14 protein-coding genes are annotated in these 18099 nt (G+C 57.5%); 4 read left to right on the top strand and 10 right to left on the bottom strand.

The features are described 5' to 3' along the window. The 4 genes from L6R21_10430 to L6R21_10445 all read left to right on the top strand — a co-directional run bounded on the left by L6R21_10430 (nt 1) and on the right by L6R21_10445 (nt 3751). Nucleotides 1-747, top strand: coding sequence for a class I SAM-dependent methyltransferase (locus L6R21_10430; GenBank protein MCK6559603.1), 747 nt, complete (start codon nt 1-3; stop codon nt 745-747). A 48-nt stretch (nt 748-795) separates the two neighbouring features. After that, nucleotides 796-1491, top strand: coding sequence for a class I SAM-dependent methyltransferase (locus tag L6R21_10435; protein MCK6559604.1), 696 nt, complete (start codon nt 796-798; stop codon nt 1489-1491). Further along, entirely contained in the window at nt 1488-2489 is a 1002-nt protein-coding gene (locus L6R21_10440; GenBank protein MCK6559605.1) for an adenylate/guanylate cyclase domain-containing protein, read from the top strand. The genes L6R21_10435 and L6R21_10440 overlap by 4 nt, the downstream gene beginning before the upstream one ends. Before the next feature lie 116 nt (nt 2490-2605). After that, nucleotides 2606-3751 (top strand): cysteine desulfurase, encoded by a 1146-nt coding sequence (locus L6R21_10445; GenBank protein ID MCK6559606.1) that lies wholly within the window; start codon nt 2606-2608, stop codon nt 3749-3751. An 86-nt stretch (nt 3752-3837) separates the two neighbouring features. On the opposite strand, the gene L6R21_10450 is transcribed toward L6R21_10445, so the two are convergent. From L6R21_10450 to dnaA, 10 genes are all read right to left on the bottom strand, one after another. Next, nucleotides 3838-4782 carry a hypothetical protein gene (locus tag L6R21_10450; protein MCK6559607.1) on the bottom strand — a complete coding sequence of 315 codons (945 nt, stop codon included), beginning with the start codon at nt 4780-4782 and terminating at the stop codon, nt 3838-3840. A 40-nt stretch (nt 4783-4822) separates the two neighbouring features. Next, nucleotides 4823-5461 (bottom strand): hypothetical protein, encoded by a 639-nt coding sequence (locus L6R21_10455; protein ID MCK6559608.1) that lies wholly within the window; start codon nt 5459-5461, stop codon nt 4823-4825. Nucleotides 5462-5953: 492 nt separating this feature from the next. After that, nucleotides 5954-7420: a hypothetical protein gene (locus L6R21_10460; GenBank protein ID MCK6559609.1), complete on the bottom strand. Its 1467-nt coding sequence runs from the start codon at nt 7418-7420 to the stop codon at nt 5954-5956. Nucleotides 7421-7525: 105 nt separating this feature from the next. Beyond that, nucleotides 7526-9967 (bottom strand): DNA gyrase subunit A, encoded by a 2442-nt coding sequence (gyrA, locus tag L6R21_10465; protein MCK6559610.1) that lies wholly within the window; start codon nt 9965-9967, stop codon nt 7526-7528. Nucleotides 9968-10275: 308 nt separating this feature from the next. Next, entirely contained in the window at nt 10276-10728 is a 453-nt protein-coding gene (locus L6R21_10470; GenBank protein ID MCK6559611.1) for a hypothetical protein, read from the bottom strand. Between the two features lie 276 nt (nt 10729-11004). Then, on the bottom strand, nt 11005-13155 hold the full coding sequence (gene gyrB, locus L6R21_10475) for a DNA topoisomerase (ATP-hydrolyzing) subunit B (GenBank protein ID MCK6559612.1): 2151 nt from the start codon (nt 13153-13155) through the stop codon (nt 11005-11007). Nucleotides 13156-13186: 31 nt separating this feature from the next. After that, nucleotides 13187-13465 (bottom strand): DUF721 domain-containing protein, encoded by a 279-nt coding sequence (locus L6R21_10480; GenBank protein ID MCK6559613.1) that lies wholly within the window; start codon nt 13463-13465, stop codon nt 13187-13189. Between the two features lie 33 nt (nt 13466-13498). Further along, entirely contained in the window at nt 13499-14605 is a 1107-nt protein-coding gene (locus L6R21_10485) for a DNA replication/repair protein RecF (protein MCK6559614.1), read from the bottom strand. A 3-nt stretch (nt 14606-14608) separates the two neighbouring features. Further along, a complete protein-coding gene (gene dnaN, locus L6R21_10490; GenBank protein MCK6559615.1) occupies nt 14609-15724 on the bottom strand; it encodes a DNA polymerase III subunit beta in 1116 nt (371 codons plus the stop codon). 527 nt (nt 15725-16251) lie between these two features. After that, a complete protein-coding gene (dnaA, locus tag L6R21_10495; GenBank protein ID MCK6559616.1) occupies nt 16252-17613 on the bottom strand; it encodes a chromosomal replication initiator protein DnaA in 1362 nt (453 codons plus the stop codon). Nucleotides 17614-18099 lie beyond the last annotated feature (486 nt).

Here is an 18099-nt window from a genome sequence, read left to right on the forward strand (position 1 = left end):
ATGGCGTTCAAAGATCATTTTTCCAAACAAGCAGAAGATTATGCCAGGTATCGCCCGCGCTACCCGGACGAGCTGTTTGCCTTTCTCGCCGGCCTGGTGCCGGAGCATGACAGTGCCTGGGATTGCGGCACCGGCAGCGGCCAGGCCGCGCTGGCACTCGCCCGGCATTTTGCCCGCGTCATTGCCACCGATCCCAGCATCAGGCAAATTGCGCAGGCGCAGCCGCATGCGCGTGTGACCTACCTGGTGTCGGCGGCGGAGCACGCCGCCCTTGCCTCGCGAGCGGTGAACATGATCACCGTCGCGCAGGCGCTGCATTGGTTTCGTTTCGAAGCATTTTATGACGAAGTGCGGCGCACGCTCAAGCCCGGCGGCGCCCTGGCAGTGTGGAGCTATGATCTGCTCCGCATTGCGCCGGCGATCGACGCGCTGCTCGATGATTTCAATCTGAATGTCGTCGGCTCCTTCTGGCCGGCAGAGCGCCAATGGATCGGCGCCCGGTTTGCCGAATTGCCCCTGCCCTTCGCTGAGCTCACCGCACCCGCGTTCGAAATGGCGGCGCACTGGCGCCTGCATGATTTGCTCGGCTATGTCCGTACCTGGTCAGCAACTCAGCGGTTCATCGCGGCGCGCGGCTTTGATCCCGTGCCGCAATTGGGTGGAGGGCTTGCGCCGCTTTGGGGCAACCCCGAACAGGCCAGGCACGTGCGCTGGCCTCTGCACGTGCGCCTCGCGCGCTTGAGTTAGGCTCCACAAAGTTGAGTTCTTGCCAAGCAAGCCCGGAATTTCTGACTATTGGTAGAAAAATTCGAACGCTGGTTCCGCCGCCGCTTTCCGGATTATCGCCCGCGCTGGGAGGTCTACGAGGCCGTGCTGCGCTCACTGCTGGCACCAGAAACGGTTTGGATTGATGCCGGCTGTGGCAGCAACGCGCTGGCCGCGAGCCTGGGCGGGAACTGCCGCCTGGCAGTGGGCATCGACCTCATTCCGGCTGCCAATGCACCATTTGTTCAGGCAGACCTGCGGCATTTGCCCCTGGCCTCGAGTTGCGCAGATCTCGTCTCGCTGCGCATGGTGGTCGAGCATCTCGAGCGCATTCCACAAGACTTGCAGGAAATCGAACGCATTCTCAAACCCGAGGGCAGGCTGTTGGTGCTGACAACCAATGCGCACAGCCCACTGGTGCTGCTGCCGCGCCTATTGCCATTCAAGTGGAAGAAATGGCTGCTGTGCAAAATGTTCGGCGTTGCTGAGCACGAGGTTTTCCCGACGCAGCATCGTTTCAATACTGTTCGCCGCATGCGGCGGGGCGCCGGCACTCTCCAGGCGGTTTCGATTACGCTGCTGGAACAGACTTCGTTTTCGCAGCTCGCGCCGGCAATGCTCTTTGGGCTGTGGTATGCCTTCACGCGCCTGCCGGGATTTGCGGCCATACGCAGCAATATTCTGGCAGTTTTTCAAAAATCACTTTCGCTGCCTTCGCCTCCATGAGCGCAGAAGTTTCCCATACCGTCGAGTTCGTCAACGAACGCACGCTGGAGATCCAGCCCGGCCAAACGCTGCTGGAAACCTCGCTTGATGCCGGTCTGCCGCACTACCACGTCTGCGGCGGCAACGCGCGTTGCTCCACCTGTCGCGTACTGGTCGAGAGCGGTTCCGAATTTCTCACGCCGCCAACGCCCGCGGAGCTCGCGCTGTCGGCCAAGATGGGCTTCCCGCCGAAAGTGCGGCTGGCCTGCCAGACCCGGGTCACCGGCGGACCGGTGCGGCTGCATCGCTTGATCATCGATGATACCGACTATGACATGATCGCGGCGGGCGCTCCCTCCCAGGCCAGGCACAGCCTGGGCGAAGAACGCCTGCTGGGATTGTTCTTTCTCGATATCCGCGATTTCACGCCCTTTGCGGAAACCCATCTGCCCTACGATGTCATTCACATTCTCAACCGCTTCTTCATGGTGGTGCGGCGCGCGCTCCAAGCCCATCGTGGCCGCGTCATTGAAGTCGCCGGTGACGGCTTGTACGCGGTCTTTGGCCTGGAGGAAGAGCCGGCGCCGGCCGCCGAGCATGGTGTCGCCGCCGGGCTGCAAATTCTAACTGAGATCGCCGCTCTCAATCGCAACTACCTCGAGCCGTATTTCCGGCATCATATTGCGGTGGGCATGGGCTTTCATTTTGGCCGCGTGATCTGCGGCCATGTCGGCATCGGCCTGGACGGCGCGCTCAGCGTAATCGGCTATCCCGTCAACGTCGCGGCGCGCATTCAAGCCGCCACCAAACAGCTCAACAACAGTTTTCTGGTGTCTACCGCGGCTTTTGATCTTCTGCCGCAGCCGCCGGAAAATGTGGCCAGCGCTGAAATCAACCTCAAAGGCGTGAGCAATACCTGCAAAGTCTACCTCCTGGGCCGACCATATGAGTCTATTCCGCCGGGAGCAAGTTCATCTGATGAAGCGCGAGGCCCAATTCACAAGCTTCCTGCGGGATGACAGGCTGCAGCGCGAGTCACGATCAAAACCATCAAACCCGCGGGCGGGCAAAGCTTCCAACGGATTGACGGGAATCTGCCGCACCCTCCCGCCACAAAAAGCTATTGTGAGCAACCATGCCTCCCATTTACCTGGATTACAACGCCTCCACTCCGGTCGCTGCCGAGGTATTCGAAAGCATGCGACCATTTCTCACCGTCAACTTTGGCAATGCCAGCAGCAGTCATGCTTATGGCCGGCAATGCCACAGCGCGATTGCGCGGGCGCGCGAGCAAGTGGCTGATCTGCTCGGCTGTGCGCCGGAGGAAATCATCTTCACCAGCGGTGGCAGCGAGGCCAACAACCTGGCTATCAAAGGTTTTCTCGAGGCCTATCCGGAAGCTGGAAATCATCTCGTCACCACGGCGATCGAGCATCCGGCGGTGAGTGAGGCCTGCCGCTATTGGCAGCGCAGGCGCGGCTATCGCGTCACGTTTGTGCCGGTGGATGAACACGGCCGGGTGCGACTGCCCGAGCTGGAAGCCGCGCTGACGCCGCAAACCGCGCTGCTCAGCGTGATGCACGCCAATAATGAAGTCGGCACGCTGCAGCCATTGGCAGACCTTGCGGCGCTCGCGCGCCGCCACAACCTGGTGCTGCACTGTGATGCCGCACAATCAGTCGGCAAGGTTCCGGTCAAAATGAACGCGTTGGGCGTGGACATGCTCTCGGTGGCGGGACACAAGCTTTACGCGCCACTGGGCGTGGGTGCGCTCGTGCTGCGGCGCAGCCTGCAGCTTGAGCCGCTGATTCACGGCGCCAAGCAGGAACAACAACGCCGCGCCGGCACGGAGAATGTCGCCGGTATCGTGGGCTTGGGCCAGGCCTGCGAGCTGGCAGGGCGGGATTTGGCGCAAAACATGGCGCGCATGCACGCGTTGCGTGAACGGCTGTGGCAAGGTTTGTACAGCCGGATGCCGGAGATGCGGCGCAACGGCCATCCCGAGCATTGCCTGCCCAATACGCTGAGCGTAAGTTTCCGGGGAGTGCAGGCGAACACTCTGCTGGCGGAAATCGGCGAGCAGTTGGCTGCCTCGGCGGGCGCCGCCTGCCACTCCGCGGACGAAATTGTGATCTCACATGTGTTGCAGGCCATGCAAGTGCCGCGTGAGTATGCCATGGGCACGTTGCGGCTATCGGTGGGAAGATACACGACAGAGGAAGAAATCGACCGGGCGGTCACGGTGCTGGCGGCCGGCGTGCGCAAACTGCGCGGCGCCTGAAGCGCGACCTGCCGCAGCGCCGACCTGGGGCAAGGCTCACGACGGGATTCGCTCTGAAGAACCGGAGCGCGGAGGAAAGACGCTGTTCAGGAAAACTCCTTCAGGGCGGCGGCCAGCAGTGGAATCATGATCTCATGATGGCCGATGAAATTGTAGCCCTTGCCGCCCTGCAGGGTGGGCCGCTGCACCACATTCACCCGCGGCCGATAATGGTTGAACATGTCGAAGTTCGCGGTGAAAAAGTTGTTGACCGGCGGCGCGATATTGCGCGCCACCGTCAGCGCCTTCAGAAACACTTCCGGCAGGAGAACATTGGAGCCCAGGTTGAGCACCACCCCGCCTTGATTGAGGCGCGCCACGTGTGCAGCGAAAATCTTGAAATCGCGATATGACAATTCACCATAAGCACCACCGTCAGCATTGGGATGTTGATGAATGATGTCCGTGCCGATGCCGACATGCACGGTCACCGGCACCTCACGTGCGTAGGCATTCGCCAGCAAGCTCAGTTTCACGCCTGCGCCCGGTGCCTTTACCAACGCCTCTCCCATCGCCTCGCCCAAGCCCACTTCGCGGCCGCGGGCGCGCGCCACCGCGCCATTGATGAACTCGCCGGTCTCAGCGGCCATGCCGAACGAACCGTCAGCCAGGCCCTCGGCAACTTCCTCGGAGGTTTGGCCGAACAGTGCCAGTTCTGTGTCATGCACCACGCCGGCGCCGTTCATCGCCAGGCAGGTGATGAAGCCGCGCTGCATCAAGTCCACCAAGACGGGCGACAGCCCGACTTTGATCACGTGCGCGCCCATCATCACGATGATGGGCTTGCCTTGAGCCCGCGCTGCCAGCAGATGCTCGACGAATTCACGCAGATCCTTTGCCGCCAGGATGTTCGGCAGTGAGTCATAGAAAGTCTCAAAGAAATCCCCGCGGCGAAACGGCCGTGCCAGCTCCTCACGATGCACCTTGCTGAGACGCTGCTGCACCGGATAGGTTTTGACGCGAGCGAGATCGATCTGTTCGTACTTCGACACTGCATTCCTCCACGGCTTCAATTCCGCACCTTCAGCGCGTTCAGCGGTCTGACCGGATGTCGGAAACGATGCGACGCCTATGGTTGACCTCGTCGATGGCGTTGGCATCGACCATCAGATAATTATCGATGCCGGACAGCAAGCTGCTGAACATGCGATCTTCGTAATTGACCTTCTCACACCAAAACGTTTTCCGCAGCACGTATTCTCCACAGAAGTTGGGCTCAAATTCCAGGGAGTACCGGCGGTCACGCTCAAATTGAACAGAAATGCGGTAGACCAGCCGAACAAAGGGAAACCGGTAGAAGGGAACAACCGACTGCCTTATTTGTACCGCACTGCCCGGAGACATGTTGTTGAAGACAATTTCATCCTGATTAATTCGCCGATTCAGTATCAACCCGCGGCTGGCAGTCACGGTGCTGCTGCCTGCGTGCCGGACGTGCTGCAAGATGAGTGTATTCTCCAGATAGTATCTCAATTTCCACAGCTTCGGCGTGGTGACGTGATAGTATTCAATCATGTCGACTGTCAGGCGTCTGAGCGTAGGCGACTGGGACGGCTCCACTACGTTGATCGTTGGCGTCGCCGATTCATAAAATTTCCGATAGCAGCCGAGAGATTGAAGGAGAAAACAAAGCACGGCAGCCGCCAGACAATACTTGTAGAAGTTCGGCATATTCATTTCCCCTTACATTTCCCAACATTGGGCACGCCCGCGACCCTCGTGGCAATGCCCGCAATCTAGGCCACAGGGAAACAAAAGCAAGCCGAATTTGCGATTCAAAGAACGCGGCCCGCACGTCAGAGCGGTGGAACGCCGCGCGCTCACGACGCCAATCGCGGCCGCCGCCGCAAAGGATGAAAAGCCTTGCGGCGATCAAAGTCAGAATAAGATTCCAAAAGATCCTTGATCACAAAGCCCGAAGGCTGAACCGAGGAAATGCGGAGGGCGCAGCGGCATAACAGCAAAAACGGGTGTGATTGCAGGGGGCGTTGCCGAGGGAAAATCCGTCAGGAGGTGTTTGCAGACGACGGAGACGGGGGCAGAATGATCGCGTGCGGCCAGGCAGTTGCGATGGAATGCGTGCAGAACCAAGCAGAAAACCGCAAAGGAAAACTCTTCCTATCCTGTTCGCCCACCGATCAAATTCGCAGGGCGCTCACTTCTTCAGCGCTTGCTGAAATATCTGCCAAACAGCACGTCACTCAACTGCACGGCTTCCTTGGAATAGGGATTGACGTTGCGCAGGCCCAGCTCGGCGTCGAGCAGCGCTTTGGCTTCCTTCCAGGTTTGCAGGGGTTCCAGCCGGTCGATGAATTCGAGATAGGCGTCCGCGTCACGCTGAAAGATCTTTCGAATGAAGGCCTTGCGGTTTTTGTCGTCGATGAGGTGATACAGCGAGGGAAACGGTCCGGCGGGTTGTTGCTCGATCTTGGCGCGATGCACCAACGGCTCTTCCGTATCGAAACGAATCTTGAGCTTGTTCGCGGGCGCTGCTTCGGCGGCTGCCTCCGGCTGCTGCGGCACCGGCACAGTCACCTCGGCGGGCGCAACCGCCTGACTCACCGTAATGGGCTCTGTGCCGGCAGGATACCAATCGGCTTTCTCCCGAATCACGATGCCGGCCGGAGCCGGCGCGGTTGTCGTCGGGGGCGCGTGCTGCAAATCGCTCACCGCCGCCTGCACGAGCTGACTCTCGATTTCGCTGGCGGCCTCTTCCAAAACCTTGGTCATATCCACCGACACCAGTGCAGCGCCTTCGCGCGCCGCCAGCGGCAGCGTCGCCGTGCCATTCTCGAGGTGCCGCGCCACCAGGGACTCGATTTCAGTGACTTCCCACGCTTCCTTTTTGGTGAACTCCGGCAGCAGGTTTTCCGCGAGCTCGGCCAGATTGCGCTCGAACAGCATGGCGAGTACGGTTTGATTGTCAATGAGAAATCCATCTTGCGACGCAGCGGTGCCCAGCAGCGCGGCGCAATAGCGCTGGTATTGCTTTAGGTCTTGCACCAGGGCCGGCACCGGATCCTTGCCATACACCTCCAATTCCACTTGGTGGCAGGCGGCATGGAACGCTTCTTTGGTAACCGGACCCGGCGGGTAGGCGGCAATGCGATCCAGCAGGCCGCGCAAATACTGCTGCTCCTCGCCCAGGCCGCGCAAGACTATGACAATGTCATTCCGCTCGCGTTCCACTTCGTGGCGATAGAGCAAATGTTCGAGCGCGCTGCGCGGTTTGGCAAGCACGTCGAATTGCAGGCTCACGCCAAACGTCAACACCGGCCGGAGTTCGGAGCGGTCAAACACGAGGCGTTCCGCCAGCATATCGCGGAGCCGCCGCAATTGCTGGCGCAGCTCGGCATCATCCAGTTCGTATTCCCGCAGCGTATGCAATCCGAGCGGCTTTTCTTCGCGCACGAGCTTGTGCGCCCGCTGGCGGAACAAGCCTTTGAGAATCTCGGGAATCTCCGCGGCCAACAGCTCGCGCAGGGGAATTCCGTCACGATTGGCGATCAGCCGCTCCTCCAGGGCGATCACCAGCTTCTCCCGCTCTTTTTCCCAGTAATCGCGCTTGGCGCGCCGCCGAGTGCGGCTGGCGGCGGCCGGCGCCGCCGAGCTTTGGATGTCCTCTGGCATGAATGGTCGTCCTGCCCGCGGGGCACAATCACCCCTCGCGGGCACAATCATGAGACACGTTGTGCGGGCGATTTGCCCGCGGCGCTGGAAGGCGCAACGTTTTCGCTATTCGCTCTCTTCCTCGTCTTCTGCCACCACACGCGCCACCGCCGCAATGCGATCATCCTTGTCCAGCTTGATGAGTTTGACGCCCTGCGTGTTGCGGCTGATGACTTTGATGTCCTTCACTTTTTGGCGGATGACCACGCCCTTCTCGGTGATGATCATCAGATCGTCATCATCGACGACTTCCTTGATGTCCACCATCATGCCGGTCTTGTCGGTGGCTTTCAGCGTAATCAGGCCCGAGCCGCCGCGATGCTGGACTTTGTAGTCCTTCAGTTCGCTGCGCTTGCCGTAGCCGTTTTCGCTCACCACCAGAATCGTGGCTTCGCGCTTGAGCTCCACCATACCGACCACGAAGTCGCCCTTCTCGAGGTCAATGCCCTTGACGCCGCTGGCGCCGCGGCCCATCTCACGGACTTCATTCTCGTGAAACCGAATGGCCTGGCCGTTGTGCGTCCCCAGCATCAGATCCATGCTGCCGTCGGTGATCTTGGCCTCGATCAGCTCATCACCATCTTCGATGCTGATCGCGGCAATGCCGGTTTTGCGGGGATTGGAGAAGGCACTCAAGGCCGTTTTCTTCACGATACCGTTCTTGGTCGCAAACGCCACGAAATGCTTCTCGTCGAATTCCTTCACCGAGACGAAGGCTGCGACTTTTTCCTCCGGCGCCAGCGAGAGCATGTTCACAATCGCCCGGCCCTTGGCGCCCTTGCTGGCCTGCGGAATGTCGTACACTTTCACCCAGTAACATTTGCCCTGGGTGGTGAAAAACAGCACGTAGTGATGCGTCGAGGCGATGAAGAGATGCTCGACCCAGTCCTCTTCACCGGTTTTCGCGCCGGTCACGCCGCGGCCACCGCGGCTCTGCCGGCGATAGCTCGACACCGGAAAGCGTTTGATGAAGCCGCCGTGCGAAATGGTGATCACCATGTCTTCTTCGGCGATCATGTCCTCGATGGTGAACTCGCTGGTTTCCGAAACGATCTCGGTGCGGCGCTCATCGGCATACTTGTCGCGCAGTTCCTTCAGCTCTTTCGCGATCAGCTCCATGCGCTTGCCCTTGTCCGCCAGCAGGGCTTTCAGGTCCTTGATGAGCTTTTGCACTTCGCGATATTCGGCTTCGATCTTCTCGCGCTCCAGGCCGGTGAGACGCTGCAGCCGCATGTCCAAGATCGCCTGCGCCTGAATCTCGGTGAGCTTGAATTTCTTCATCAAGCCTTCTTTGGCGGTTTGGGGATCTTTGGCCTTCTTGATGAGCGCGATGACTTCATCGATGTTGTTGATGCAGATACGCAAGCCTTCGAGAATGTGCGCGCGCTTTTCGGCCTTGTCGAGTTCATATTTGGTGCGACGCACCACGATCTCATGGCGAAAATCGAGGAAATGCTGCAGCATCTGCTTGAGGTTGAGCACGGTGGGCACGCCGTCGACCAGCGCCAGCATGATCGCGCCGAAGGTGACGTGCATTTGCGTGTGCTTGAAGAGATTGTTGAGCACCACTTCCGGCACGGCATCGCCTTTGAGCTCGATCACCAGGCGCATGCCGTCGCGGTCGCTCTCGTCGCGCACGTCACGAATGCCTTCGACCTTCTTATCGCGCACCAGCTCGCCGATCTTTTCGTGCAGCGAGGCCTTGTTCACTTGATAAGGCAGCTCGGTGACGATGATGTTCTGGCGGCCGCCGCGCACTTCTTCCAGCACGGTGCGCGCGCGCACTTGCATGCGGCCGCGGCCGGTGCGGTAGGCCTCGTCAATACCCTCGGTGCCATAGATGATTCCGCCGGTGGGAAAATCCGGGCCTTTGACGATCTTCATCAACTTGTCGATGCTGAGGTCGGGGTTCTTGATCATCGCATGCAGCGCATCGATGATTTCGCCGAGGTTGTGCGGCGGAATGTTGGTGGCCATGCCCACGGCAATGCCGGAGGAGCCGTTCACCAGCAAATTGGGCAGCAGCGTCGGCATCACCGCCGGCTCTTTCAGTGTTTCGTCGAAGTTGGCATTCCACGCCACCGTGTCCTTTTCGAGATCACGCAACACTTCCTCGGCGATCGCCGTGAGCCGCACTTCGGTGTACCGCATGGCCGCCGGCGAATCGCCGTCCACCGAACCGAAGTTGCCCTGGCCGTCGACCAGCGGGTAGCGCAGCGAGAAATCCTGCGCCATGCGCACGATGGTATCGTACACCGCGAGATCGCCGTGCGGGTGGTACTTGCCCAGCACTTCGCCGACCACGCGCGCGGACTTTTTGTAGGCCGCATTCGGCCGCAGACTCAACTCGTGCATGCCGTAGAGCACACGGCGATGCACCGGCTTCAAACCGTCGCGGACATCGGGCAGCGCGCGCGCCACAATGACGGACATGGAATAATCGAGATAAGAATCCTTGATCTCTTCCTCGAGATACACCGGGATGATTTTGTCGCGTTTGAGGTCCATGATTCCCTGCTGATTCTCAAATTTCAAAAAGCAATTCTACCATTATAGCGAGTGACTGTGCCGCTCAGCATCATGGGATTGGATATGATCCTGAAGGATATGAATCACTCTTTCCATTCGCAGTGCATTTGTCTTGAACTCGGTGTCATCTTGCACAGGCGAAAAAATATCGGCATTCATTTCAAAACTCTATGATTTCTTTTGAATCATCCCCACCGGATTACGTTCGGGATCAGAGATCATCGCGAAGGCGTGGCCTAAGGTGATTATTGGAATACGCATCGCTTTTCTGGTTGGCTGCAATTGCTTCAGGCTCCCGGCAAATTTTCCAAATCGTTCAAGTCCTTGTGCCTTCCACTGGCCTTTTTGTTTTTCATTAAGTGGTGTAGACTTATGATATCGACGCGAACGCCCTCCAGCGTATCGACGACTCGTTCCGCGTAACACTCATCGAAACGAACTCCTGAAATCCCGGTTATCACTTCGATTCGCATGGGAGGAATACCCATGCGTATGATGCTATCTTCTTTGAGAAACAGGCTGGCGGACAGTTCTGGCGCATGAAAACCAAACTCACGCAAAGCCGCCACGATGCGCTCGGCATTTTCGGGGCTAATGCCAACCCAAACGTCAATATCGTTTGTGGCGCGCGGATAGCCGTGATACCCGACGGCATATCCCCCAATCAATAAATACTCAACTCTCTTGGCGTTGAGCAAACTCAAGAACTCTTTGAAGTCGAGCGGTAGCCGCAGTTCCATAGTTTATCCGGCGTAAAAGCTCAATGTGCTGCAGGCGTTCAGCCGGCGTGCGCGAGCGCCAGTATGACTTTTCATCAGAGTCTTCAGTCAATGAACCCACAGCAAAGGCGTTGCGATCGACTTTCAGAGAGGACAGGTCACTGGCTGTCATTTCGTTAATCTATTCCTTCTTTTGAATCATCCCCACCGGATTACCATCGGGATCAGTAATCATTGGGAGGGCTTCGTCCGGCGTGGTTATGACAGGCGTTGACTTTGGCGAATTCTTAACTTTCCTCACACGTCCAAATTCCTCACATACTTCGCATTCTCCTCGATGAACTTGCGGCGCGGCTCGACCTTGTCGCCCATCAGCGTCGAGAACAGCACGTCCGCCTGATACGCCTCTTCGATGGTGACCAGCTTCATGGCGCGCTGCTCGGGATCCATGGTGGTTTTCCACAATTGCTCAGGATTCATTTCGCCGAGGCCCTTGTAGCGCTGCACGTTGACGTTGTCCTTGTTGTCGAAGCGTTTCAGCACCGCGTCCTTTTCGTCGTCGTCATAGCAATAATACTCTTCCTTGCCCTTCCAGACCCGGTAGAGCGGCGGTTGCGCAATGTAGATCCGGCTTTGCTCGATGAGCTGCTTCATGTAGCGGAAGAAGAAGGTGAGCAGCAGCGTGCGAATGTGCGAACCGTCGACGTCAGCATCGGTCATGATGATGACGCGGCCGTAGCGCAATCTTTCCGGGTCGAAATCGTCGCTGCCGATGCCGGTGCCGAGCGCCGTGACCAGCGTGCGGATTTCTTCGTTCGACAGAATCTTGTCCAGGCGCGCCTTCTCGACGTTCAGAATCTTGCCTTTGATCGGCAGGATCGCCTGAAAGCGGCGGTCACGGCCCTGCTTGGCGGAGCCGCCGGCGGAGTCGCCCTCGACGATGTAGATTTCGCAATGCTCGGGATCGGTGATGGAACAATCGGCCAGCTTGCCGGGCAGGCCGCCGCCGTCGAGCGCGGATTTACGGCGCGTCAATTCCCGCGCTTTGCGCGCCGCCTCGCGCGATTGCGCCGCGACTTTACACTTTTCCACGATCTTGCGCGTAATCGAGGGATTCTCCTCGAAGAACGCCGCCAATCCTTCATTGCAAAACGATTCCACGATACCGCGAATATCGCTGTTGCCGAGCTTGGTCTTGGTTTGGCCTTCGAACTGCGGCTCCGCTACTTTGATGCTCACCACCGCGGTCAAGCCCTCCCGCACGTCGTCACCGCTGATTTGAATGTTGTCCTTTTCCTTCAGCAGGTTGTTCTTGGTGGCGTAGGTGTTGATCGTTTTCGTGAGCGCCGCTTTGAAGCCGACCATGTGCGTGCCGCCCTCGATCGTGTGAATGTTGTTGACGTAGGTGAAGATGTTTTCGTTGTAGCCGTCATTGTATTGCAGCGAAACTTCGATCGGCACGCCCTCGCGCTCGCCCTCGAGGTAGATCGGCTTGTTCATGATCGGCTCGCGGGCTTCGTCGAGATACTTGACGAACTCCGCGATGCCGCCTTTGTACTGAAACTTGTGGGCCTTGCCGGTGTTCTCGTCGGTGATCGCGAGTTTGAGGTTTTTGTTCAAGAACGCCAGTTCGCGCACGCGCTCGGCCAAAATGTCGAAGCTGAATTTCCGCTTGCCGAAGATTTCGGGGTCGGGAGAGAAGACGACTTTGGTGCCGGTGGTCTTGCGCTTGCCGGCGACTTTCACCGGGGTGACGGCATTGCCGCGTTCATATCTCTGGTGATAGAGATTGCCATCGCGCGCGACATAAACTTCCAGCCATTCCGACAAAGCATTCACCACTGACACGCCGACACCGTGCAAACCACCGGAGACTTTGTAGGATTTTTTGTCAAACTTGCCGCCCGCGTGCAGCACCGTCATCACCACTTCCAGGGCGGATTTTTTCATTTCCTTGTGGGTGTCCACCGGGATGCCGCGGCCATTGTCTTCCACCGTGGCGCTGCCGTCCTTGTTGACGGTGACCTCGATGGTGTCACAAAAACCGGCGAGCGCTTCATCAACGGAGTTATCGATCACTTCATAAACGAGATGATGAAAGCCCTTCACCGAGGTGTCGCCGATATACATTGCCGGCCGCCGGCGCACAGCTTCCAACCCCTTCAGCACCGTGATGGCTTCCGAAGTGTAGTTGTCACTGCCTGTTTTCGCCGTTCCGTTTTCCGGTTCTGCACTTGCCTGCTTGTATTCCAACACTTCCACTTTTTTCATGGGTTTTTCCTGATTTTGCTTCGTCTTGATGTCCTTGACCTTGGGTTCGGGCTTGGGTTGCTGATTCGGTGCCGCCGTTTTGCTGGCCATTTCCGGCATGACTTGGGCGGCGGTTGTCCTGCCATCGCTCCGCTTCACATTTTTGGGGGTAGACGATTTCTTTTTGATTGTGGCCATGGTCTTGACCTCGTTTTCATCGCCGCCGGCTTCAGACCAACAGTATGTCGTGAATGAGATTTTGTCCAATCTTGCGATTTATTTTGGCGATGATCTCCGGCTTCATGTAGTACAGTTCGTTGCGCCAGACGCTGTTGGTGACCTCCACGTACAAACAGCCGTCGCGCACATCGCAGGCCGCAGAGACTTTTGCCACTTGCTCGCCGACCACCTCCGGCCAGAGATTCATGGCTTCGAACTCTTTCACGCGTTGCGCCAGACCGTACTGATGCAGCAATTCCTGCAGCACATCTCCCAGGGATTTCGCCATTCGCGTTCCCTCAACTGATTGGCCGCCCGCTGGTCAAGATTCCGCCGCCTGCCGGTGACTCACTTTCGTCATCCTTCCTTCCGTCACTTCAAAGCGCGCCGCCGCGACGTTTTCCGGCAGTGGTGCGAGCGAGGTGACAAACAACTGACCGCGCCGCTGAAAGTGCTCGAGCGTTGCGGCAAATCTCGTGGCATCCAGCTCAGAGTGCAGATCATCCAACAGAATGATGGGCGCGGTGCCGGATTTTTCTTCGAGATAGGTGGCTTCCGCCATTTTAAGCGCCAGCAGCGTGGATTTGTGCTCGCCGCGGGAGGCGAATCCGCGCAGATCATGGCCGTCGAGGATGAAACCAAAATCATCACGGTGCGGCCCGGCCTGGGTCTGTCGGCGGCGCTTCTCGAGCACGCGGGAGCCGGCCAGCATTTTGTGATAGTGGTCAGGCGTCACCTCGGTAACCGCGAGCTGGCTGTGGTACCTCAGATGGAGGGAGGAAGAAGATGCCGAAATGTCTCGATAGGCCTGCAACACGATAGTCGCGAATGATTCGACAAACTGGTACCGCGCGGCGATGATCCTGCAACCGTGAATGGCCAGGGTTTGATTCCACGCTGACAAGTCTGGGCTGCTGCCCTGGTTCTGGCTGAGCAGCGCATTGCGCTGTTTCAGCGCGCGGTGATATGCCTGCCAATCCGCCAGATAGGCCGCCGAGCTTTGCGACAGCAACATGTCAACGAATCGGCGGCGCTCGGCCGGCGCCCCGCTGGTGATGCGATGGCTTTCCGGAGCAAAGTGTACCACGGGAAACTTGCCGATCAACGCAGCGCTGCTCGCCAGGCGTTTGCGGTCGAGGCTGATCTCTTTGCCGGCCGCAAAGCTGTAGCACACTGCCACCTGGCGTTTGACCATCGCTTCGTCAAAGAACTCTCCCATGATTTCGAAACCGCGGCCGTCAAACTGGACCAGTTCGCGATCGGGGCTGGCGCGAAAACTGCGGGTCACACCCAGCAGATGAACGGCTTCCAGAAAATTGCTTTTGCCCTGGCCGTTGCGGCCACAGATGAAGTTGAGGGTGTCGCAAAACTCAAGATCGAGCGTGGCGTAGTTGCGAAACTGGCGCAGGCACATCCGGCGCAGGATCATATTTCATTCATTGATGCGGATCGGCATCAACAGCATCATCACGTCCAGATCCTGCGGCTGCGGTAACGGCTCGATGATGGCGGCGCTGCTGGTGTCCTTCAGTTTGAACACGACCTGCTCGGTGTCAATATGCCGCAGAATTTCCAAAACATAGTTGGCGTTGTAGCCGATCTCCATCTGGTCACCGCTGTATTCCACGGCGATGGTTTCATGGGAATCCCCGCTCATTTCGGCGTCCTGGGCATGAATCGTCAGACTGCCCGGCTGCAGTTCCCATCTGATCTGGCGCGTGTGTTGGTTCGCAAAGATGCTCGATCGTCTGACCGTGGCGCTCAGCAGCTCGCGGTCGACGGTCATAGTCAGGGGATTCGCTGTCGGAATCACGCGCTCATACGCGGGGTAGTGGCCGCTGATCAGCTTGGAGTAGATCGTCGACTGTCCCACTTGGAAGGTGATGTGCTCAGCACTCATCCCGATCGTCATGTCGTCAACACCATCGAGATTGCGGCCGAGGAGATGCAGCGCTTTGACCGGAATGACGACCTGATCGGCGGCGCCGTCATGCGTAAATTTGAGATCTCTGACCTTGGCCAGGCGATGACCATCGGTGGCCACCAGGCGCAACTCATCCTTGCGAATCTCCAGCAGGACGCCCATCAGGGTCGTGCGCAGTTCATCGGCGCTGACTGCGAAGATCACTTTTTCGACCAGATTCACAAAACGGCTGCCGCGGTAGATCAATTGCGTCGTCTGTTTTTCCGTGGCGATATGGGGATATTCATCGCTCGATTCCCCGGCGATCTTGTAGTTGCCGCGATCGGTTTGAATGGTCAAGCGGTGGCTGCTGTCCGCTTCCAGACCCAGTGGGGTGTCCGGCAATTCGCGCACGAGATCAAAAAGCCGCTTGGCAGGAAACGCTGCGGAGCCATCTTTCTCGCCAATGACATCGAGGCCCGTGATGATGGAAACTTCGAGGTCGGTTCCGGTGAGCTGCAACCGGTTCCCGCGCAGGTCAAACAGAATGTTGGTCAGAATTGGAATCGTGGTCTTCAGCGGAATGATTGAAATCATGCGCTGGAGTGCTTGATAGAGGGCACTCTGAGGAATCGTGAATTTCATTGGCCGTCACCCGAATTGGTTCAAGAATATCAAAAAATACGATTTATTGGCTTTAATATCAAGATGATTCTTTATCGTCTCTAGTAGGGGCGGTGGATATGTGGATAACGTTTCGTCATCTCCGCGATAGATTGTTGTGATTCTTTCGAGTTGAGTCTTCTAAATCACGCGCCTGTGGTGACGTTGGTGTGTGAGTCCTGTGGGGATAACATGTTGGCAGGTTGAATCGACGTGAGACTTCCGTTCCTTCGGTGATCTTATCAACATGCAATTCACCAGAATTAACACGTTTTCAACAAAGTTATCCAGATGCCACATTGGCACGCCCGAACGTTTTTTTGCGAAGCAGACGGCACAATTGGCGCGCGCAGGGCACGCCATTGCGACGCCGGAGAATCGCAGTATTGTGGATTGGTCAAACAACAGGGGCCGGGAAATAATCGCTCGCGCCGCCGCGCGGACGGCAGGCGCGCAGGGCGTCGCGTTGTGGAGCGCATGGAAAAAGGCGGGAAGTGGCAAACGGCTGCTCAGGAGGCGCTCAGTCTTTGTTTGAGCACCTCGACCTCGGATTTGATTTGCGAGTCCGCTTCCATCATGGTTTCGACCTGCTCAATGGCATGGATGACGGTGGTGTGATCCCGCCCGCCGAAATGCAGGCCGATGGTTTTGAGCGAATGTTTGGTCAACTTTTTGGCCAGATACATCGCAATCTGCCGCGCCAGCGCCACTTCCTTCTTGCGCGTCTTGGCCCGCATCATGTCCTCGGGCAGCTTGTAGTATTCGCACACTTCCTTTTGAATGTCTTCGACGGTAAGATTGCGGTACTTTTGTATGAACATATCCTTCAACACATGTTTGGCCAGCGCCAGAGTGATGTCGAGCTTCTGGACCGAGGCAAAGGCCAGCAGCCGGATCAGCGAGCCTTCCAACTCGCGAATGTTACTGGTGACGTTGTGTGCGATGAGTTGAATGACGTCGCTGGGCAGATCGATGGAATTTTCCTCGGCTTTGCGCTGCAAAATGGCGATGCGCGTTTCCAAATCGGGCGGTTGAATGTCCACTACCAGGCCCCATTGAAAACGGGAGAGCAGGCGATCTTCGATGCCGCTGATTTCTTTGGGCTGACGATCCGAAGAGAGGACAATCTGTTTTCCCTTTTGGTAAAGCGCGTTGAAGGTATGGAAAAATTCCTCCTGCGTCCGCTCCTTGTTCATGAAGAACTGAATGTCATCGACAATGAGCAAATCGACGTTGCGGTAGTTGGAGCTGAACTCAGTGGTTTTGTTGTTTTGAATGGAGCTGATGAATTCGTTGGTGAATCTTTCGCTGGAAACGTACAAGGCGCGGCCCACGGTGCCGCGCTCCAGCGACAAGTTGCCAATCGCCTGGATCAGATGCGTTTTGCCCAGCCCCACCCCCCCGTATACCACCAGCGGATTGAACGAGGTTTTCCCCGGCGCCTCCGCCACGGCAACGGCAGCCGCCTTGGCAAATTGGTTGCTCGAGCCCTCGACGAAATTTTGGAATTTGTAATGTGGACTGAGTTGCGTGGCAGGATCATGCGTCAGGCGGGCCTGGGGCGCGGAGATACCCTCCGGCTGCTTGTCGCTGACTTGTGCTTCGGTTGCTTCTGGTCTGACAATGTCGTACACGACTTTGTACTCCTCCCCCGTGACCTGAAAGACCGCCTTGTGCACGAGTTCGCGATAGTGGCCTTCCAGCCATTGGTAGACAAAGTCGTTGGGAATCTGTACGGTGATCGTTTTGTTGTCAAACTCTTTTCCCCGTGTGCTTTCGAACCAGGTGCCAAAGGTGGAATCGGGTAGGTGCTCGCGAATGACAGATAGGCATTCTGACCAGGTCTGCTCTGCTGACTGTTGCTGTAGCATAGGTGGGAATGACCTCGCCGAGTTGAGATAATCACAGGTTATCCACAGCCGCTGTGGATAAAAGGTTGTCCAAGGCTGCTAAATCTATGAATTGAAAATCTGGCTTTGTCTTCGGAAAAACGAATTGCGTAGCCCCGGCTAGCGCAACTCTATAACTTATAACATGATTACGCCCAGAAGACACGGTTTCTTGGGGAGAAGATGAAAGTAGCCAGCAAAATCTGAGTTTAGTCCGTCCTTAGAAGCAACTCCGATGAGTTATCCACATTTTCTCCACCAGGGTCATTTCTTTTTTGGCTGCGGCAATATAGAAAAAGGCCTCTGATTGTCAAGCAGAAATTAAATTTGTTTAAAGAAAAGTGAAACACCTTGTGACAGCAAGGACTTCTTTCGGCGCGACTGTCGTCGCTGCAGCAGTCATGTGATCTTCGATTGGCAGAGATGGAGTTGGCGAAGCGGGCGAGCGCGCTACGCACCGCCGATCGG

It is taken from the genome of bacterium, assembly GCA_023150945.1.
Classification (GTDB): domain Bacteria; phylum Zhuqueibacterota; class Zhuqueibacteria; order Zhuqueibacterales; family Zhuqueibacteraceae; genus Coneutiohabitans.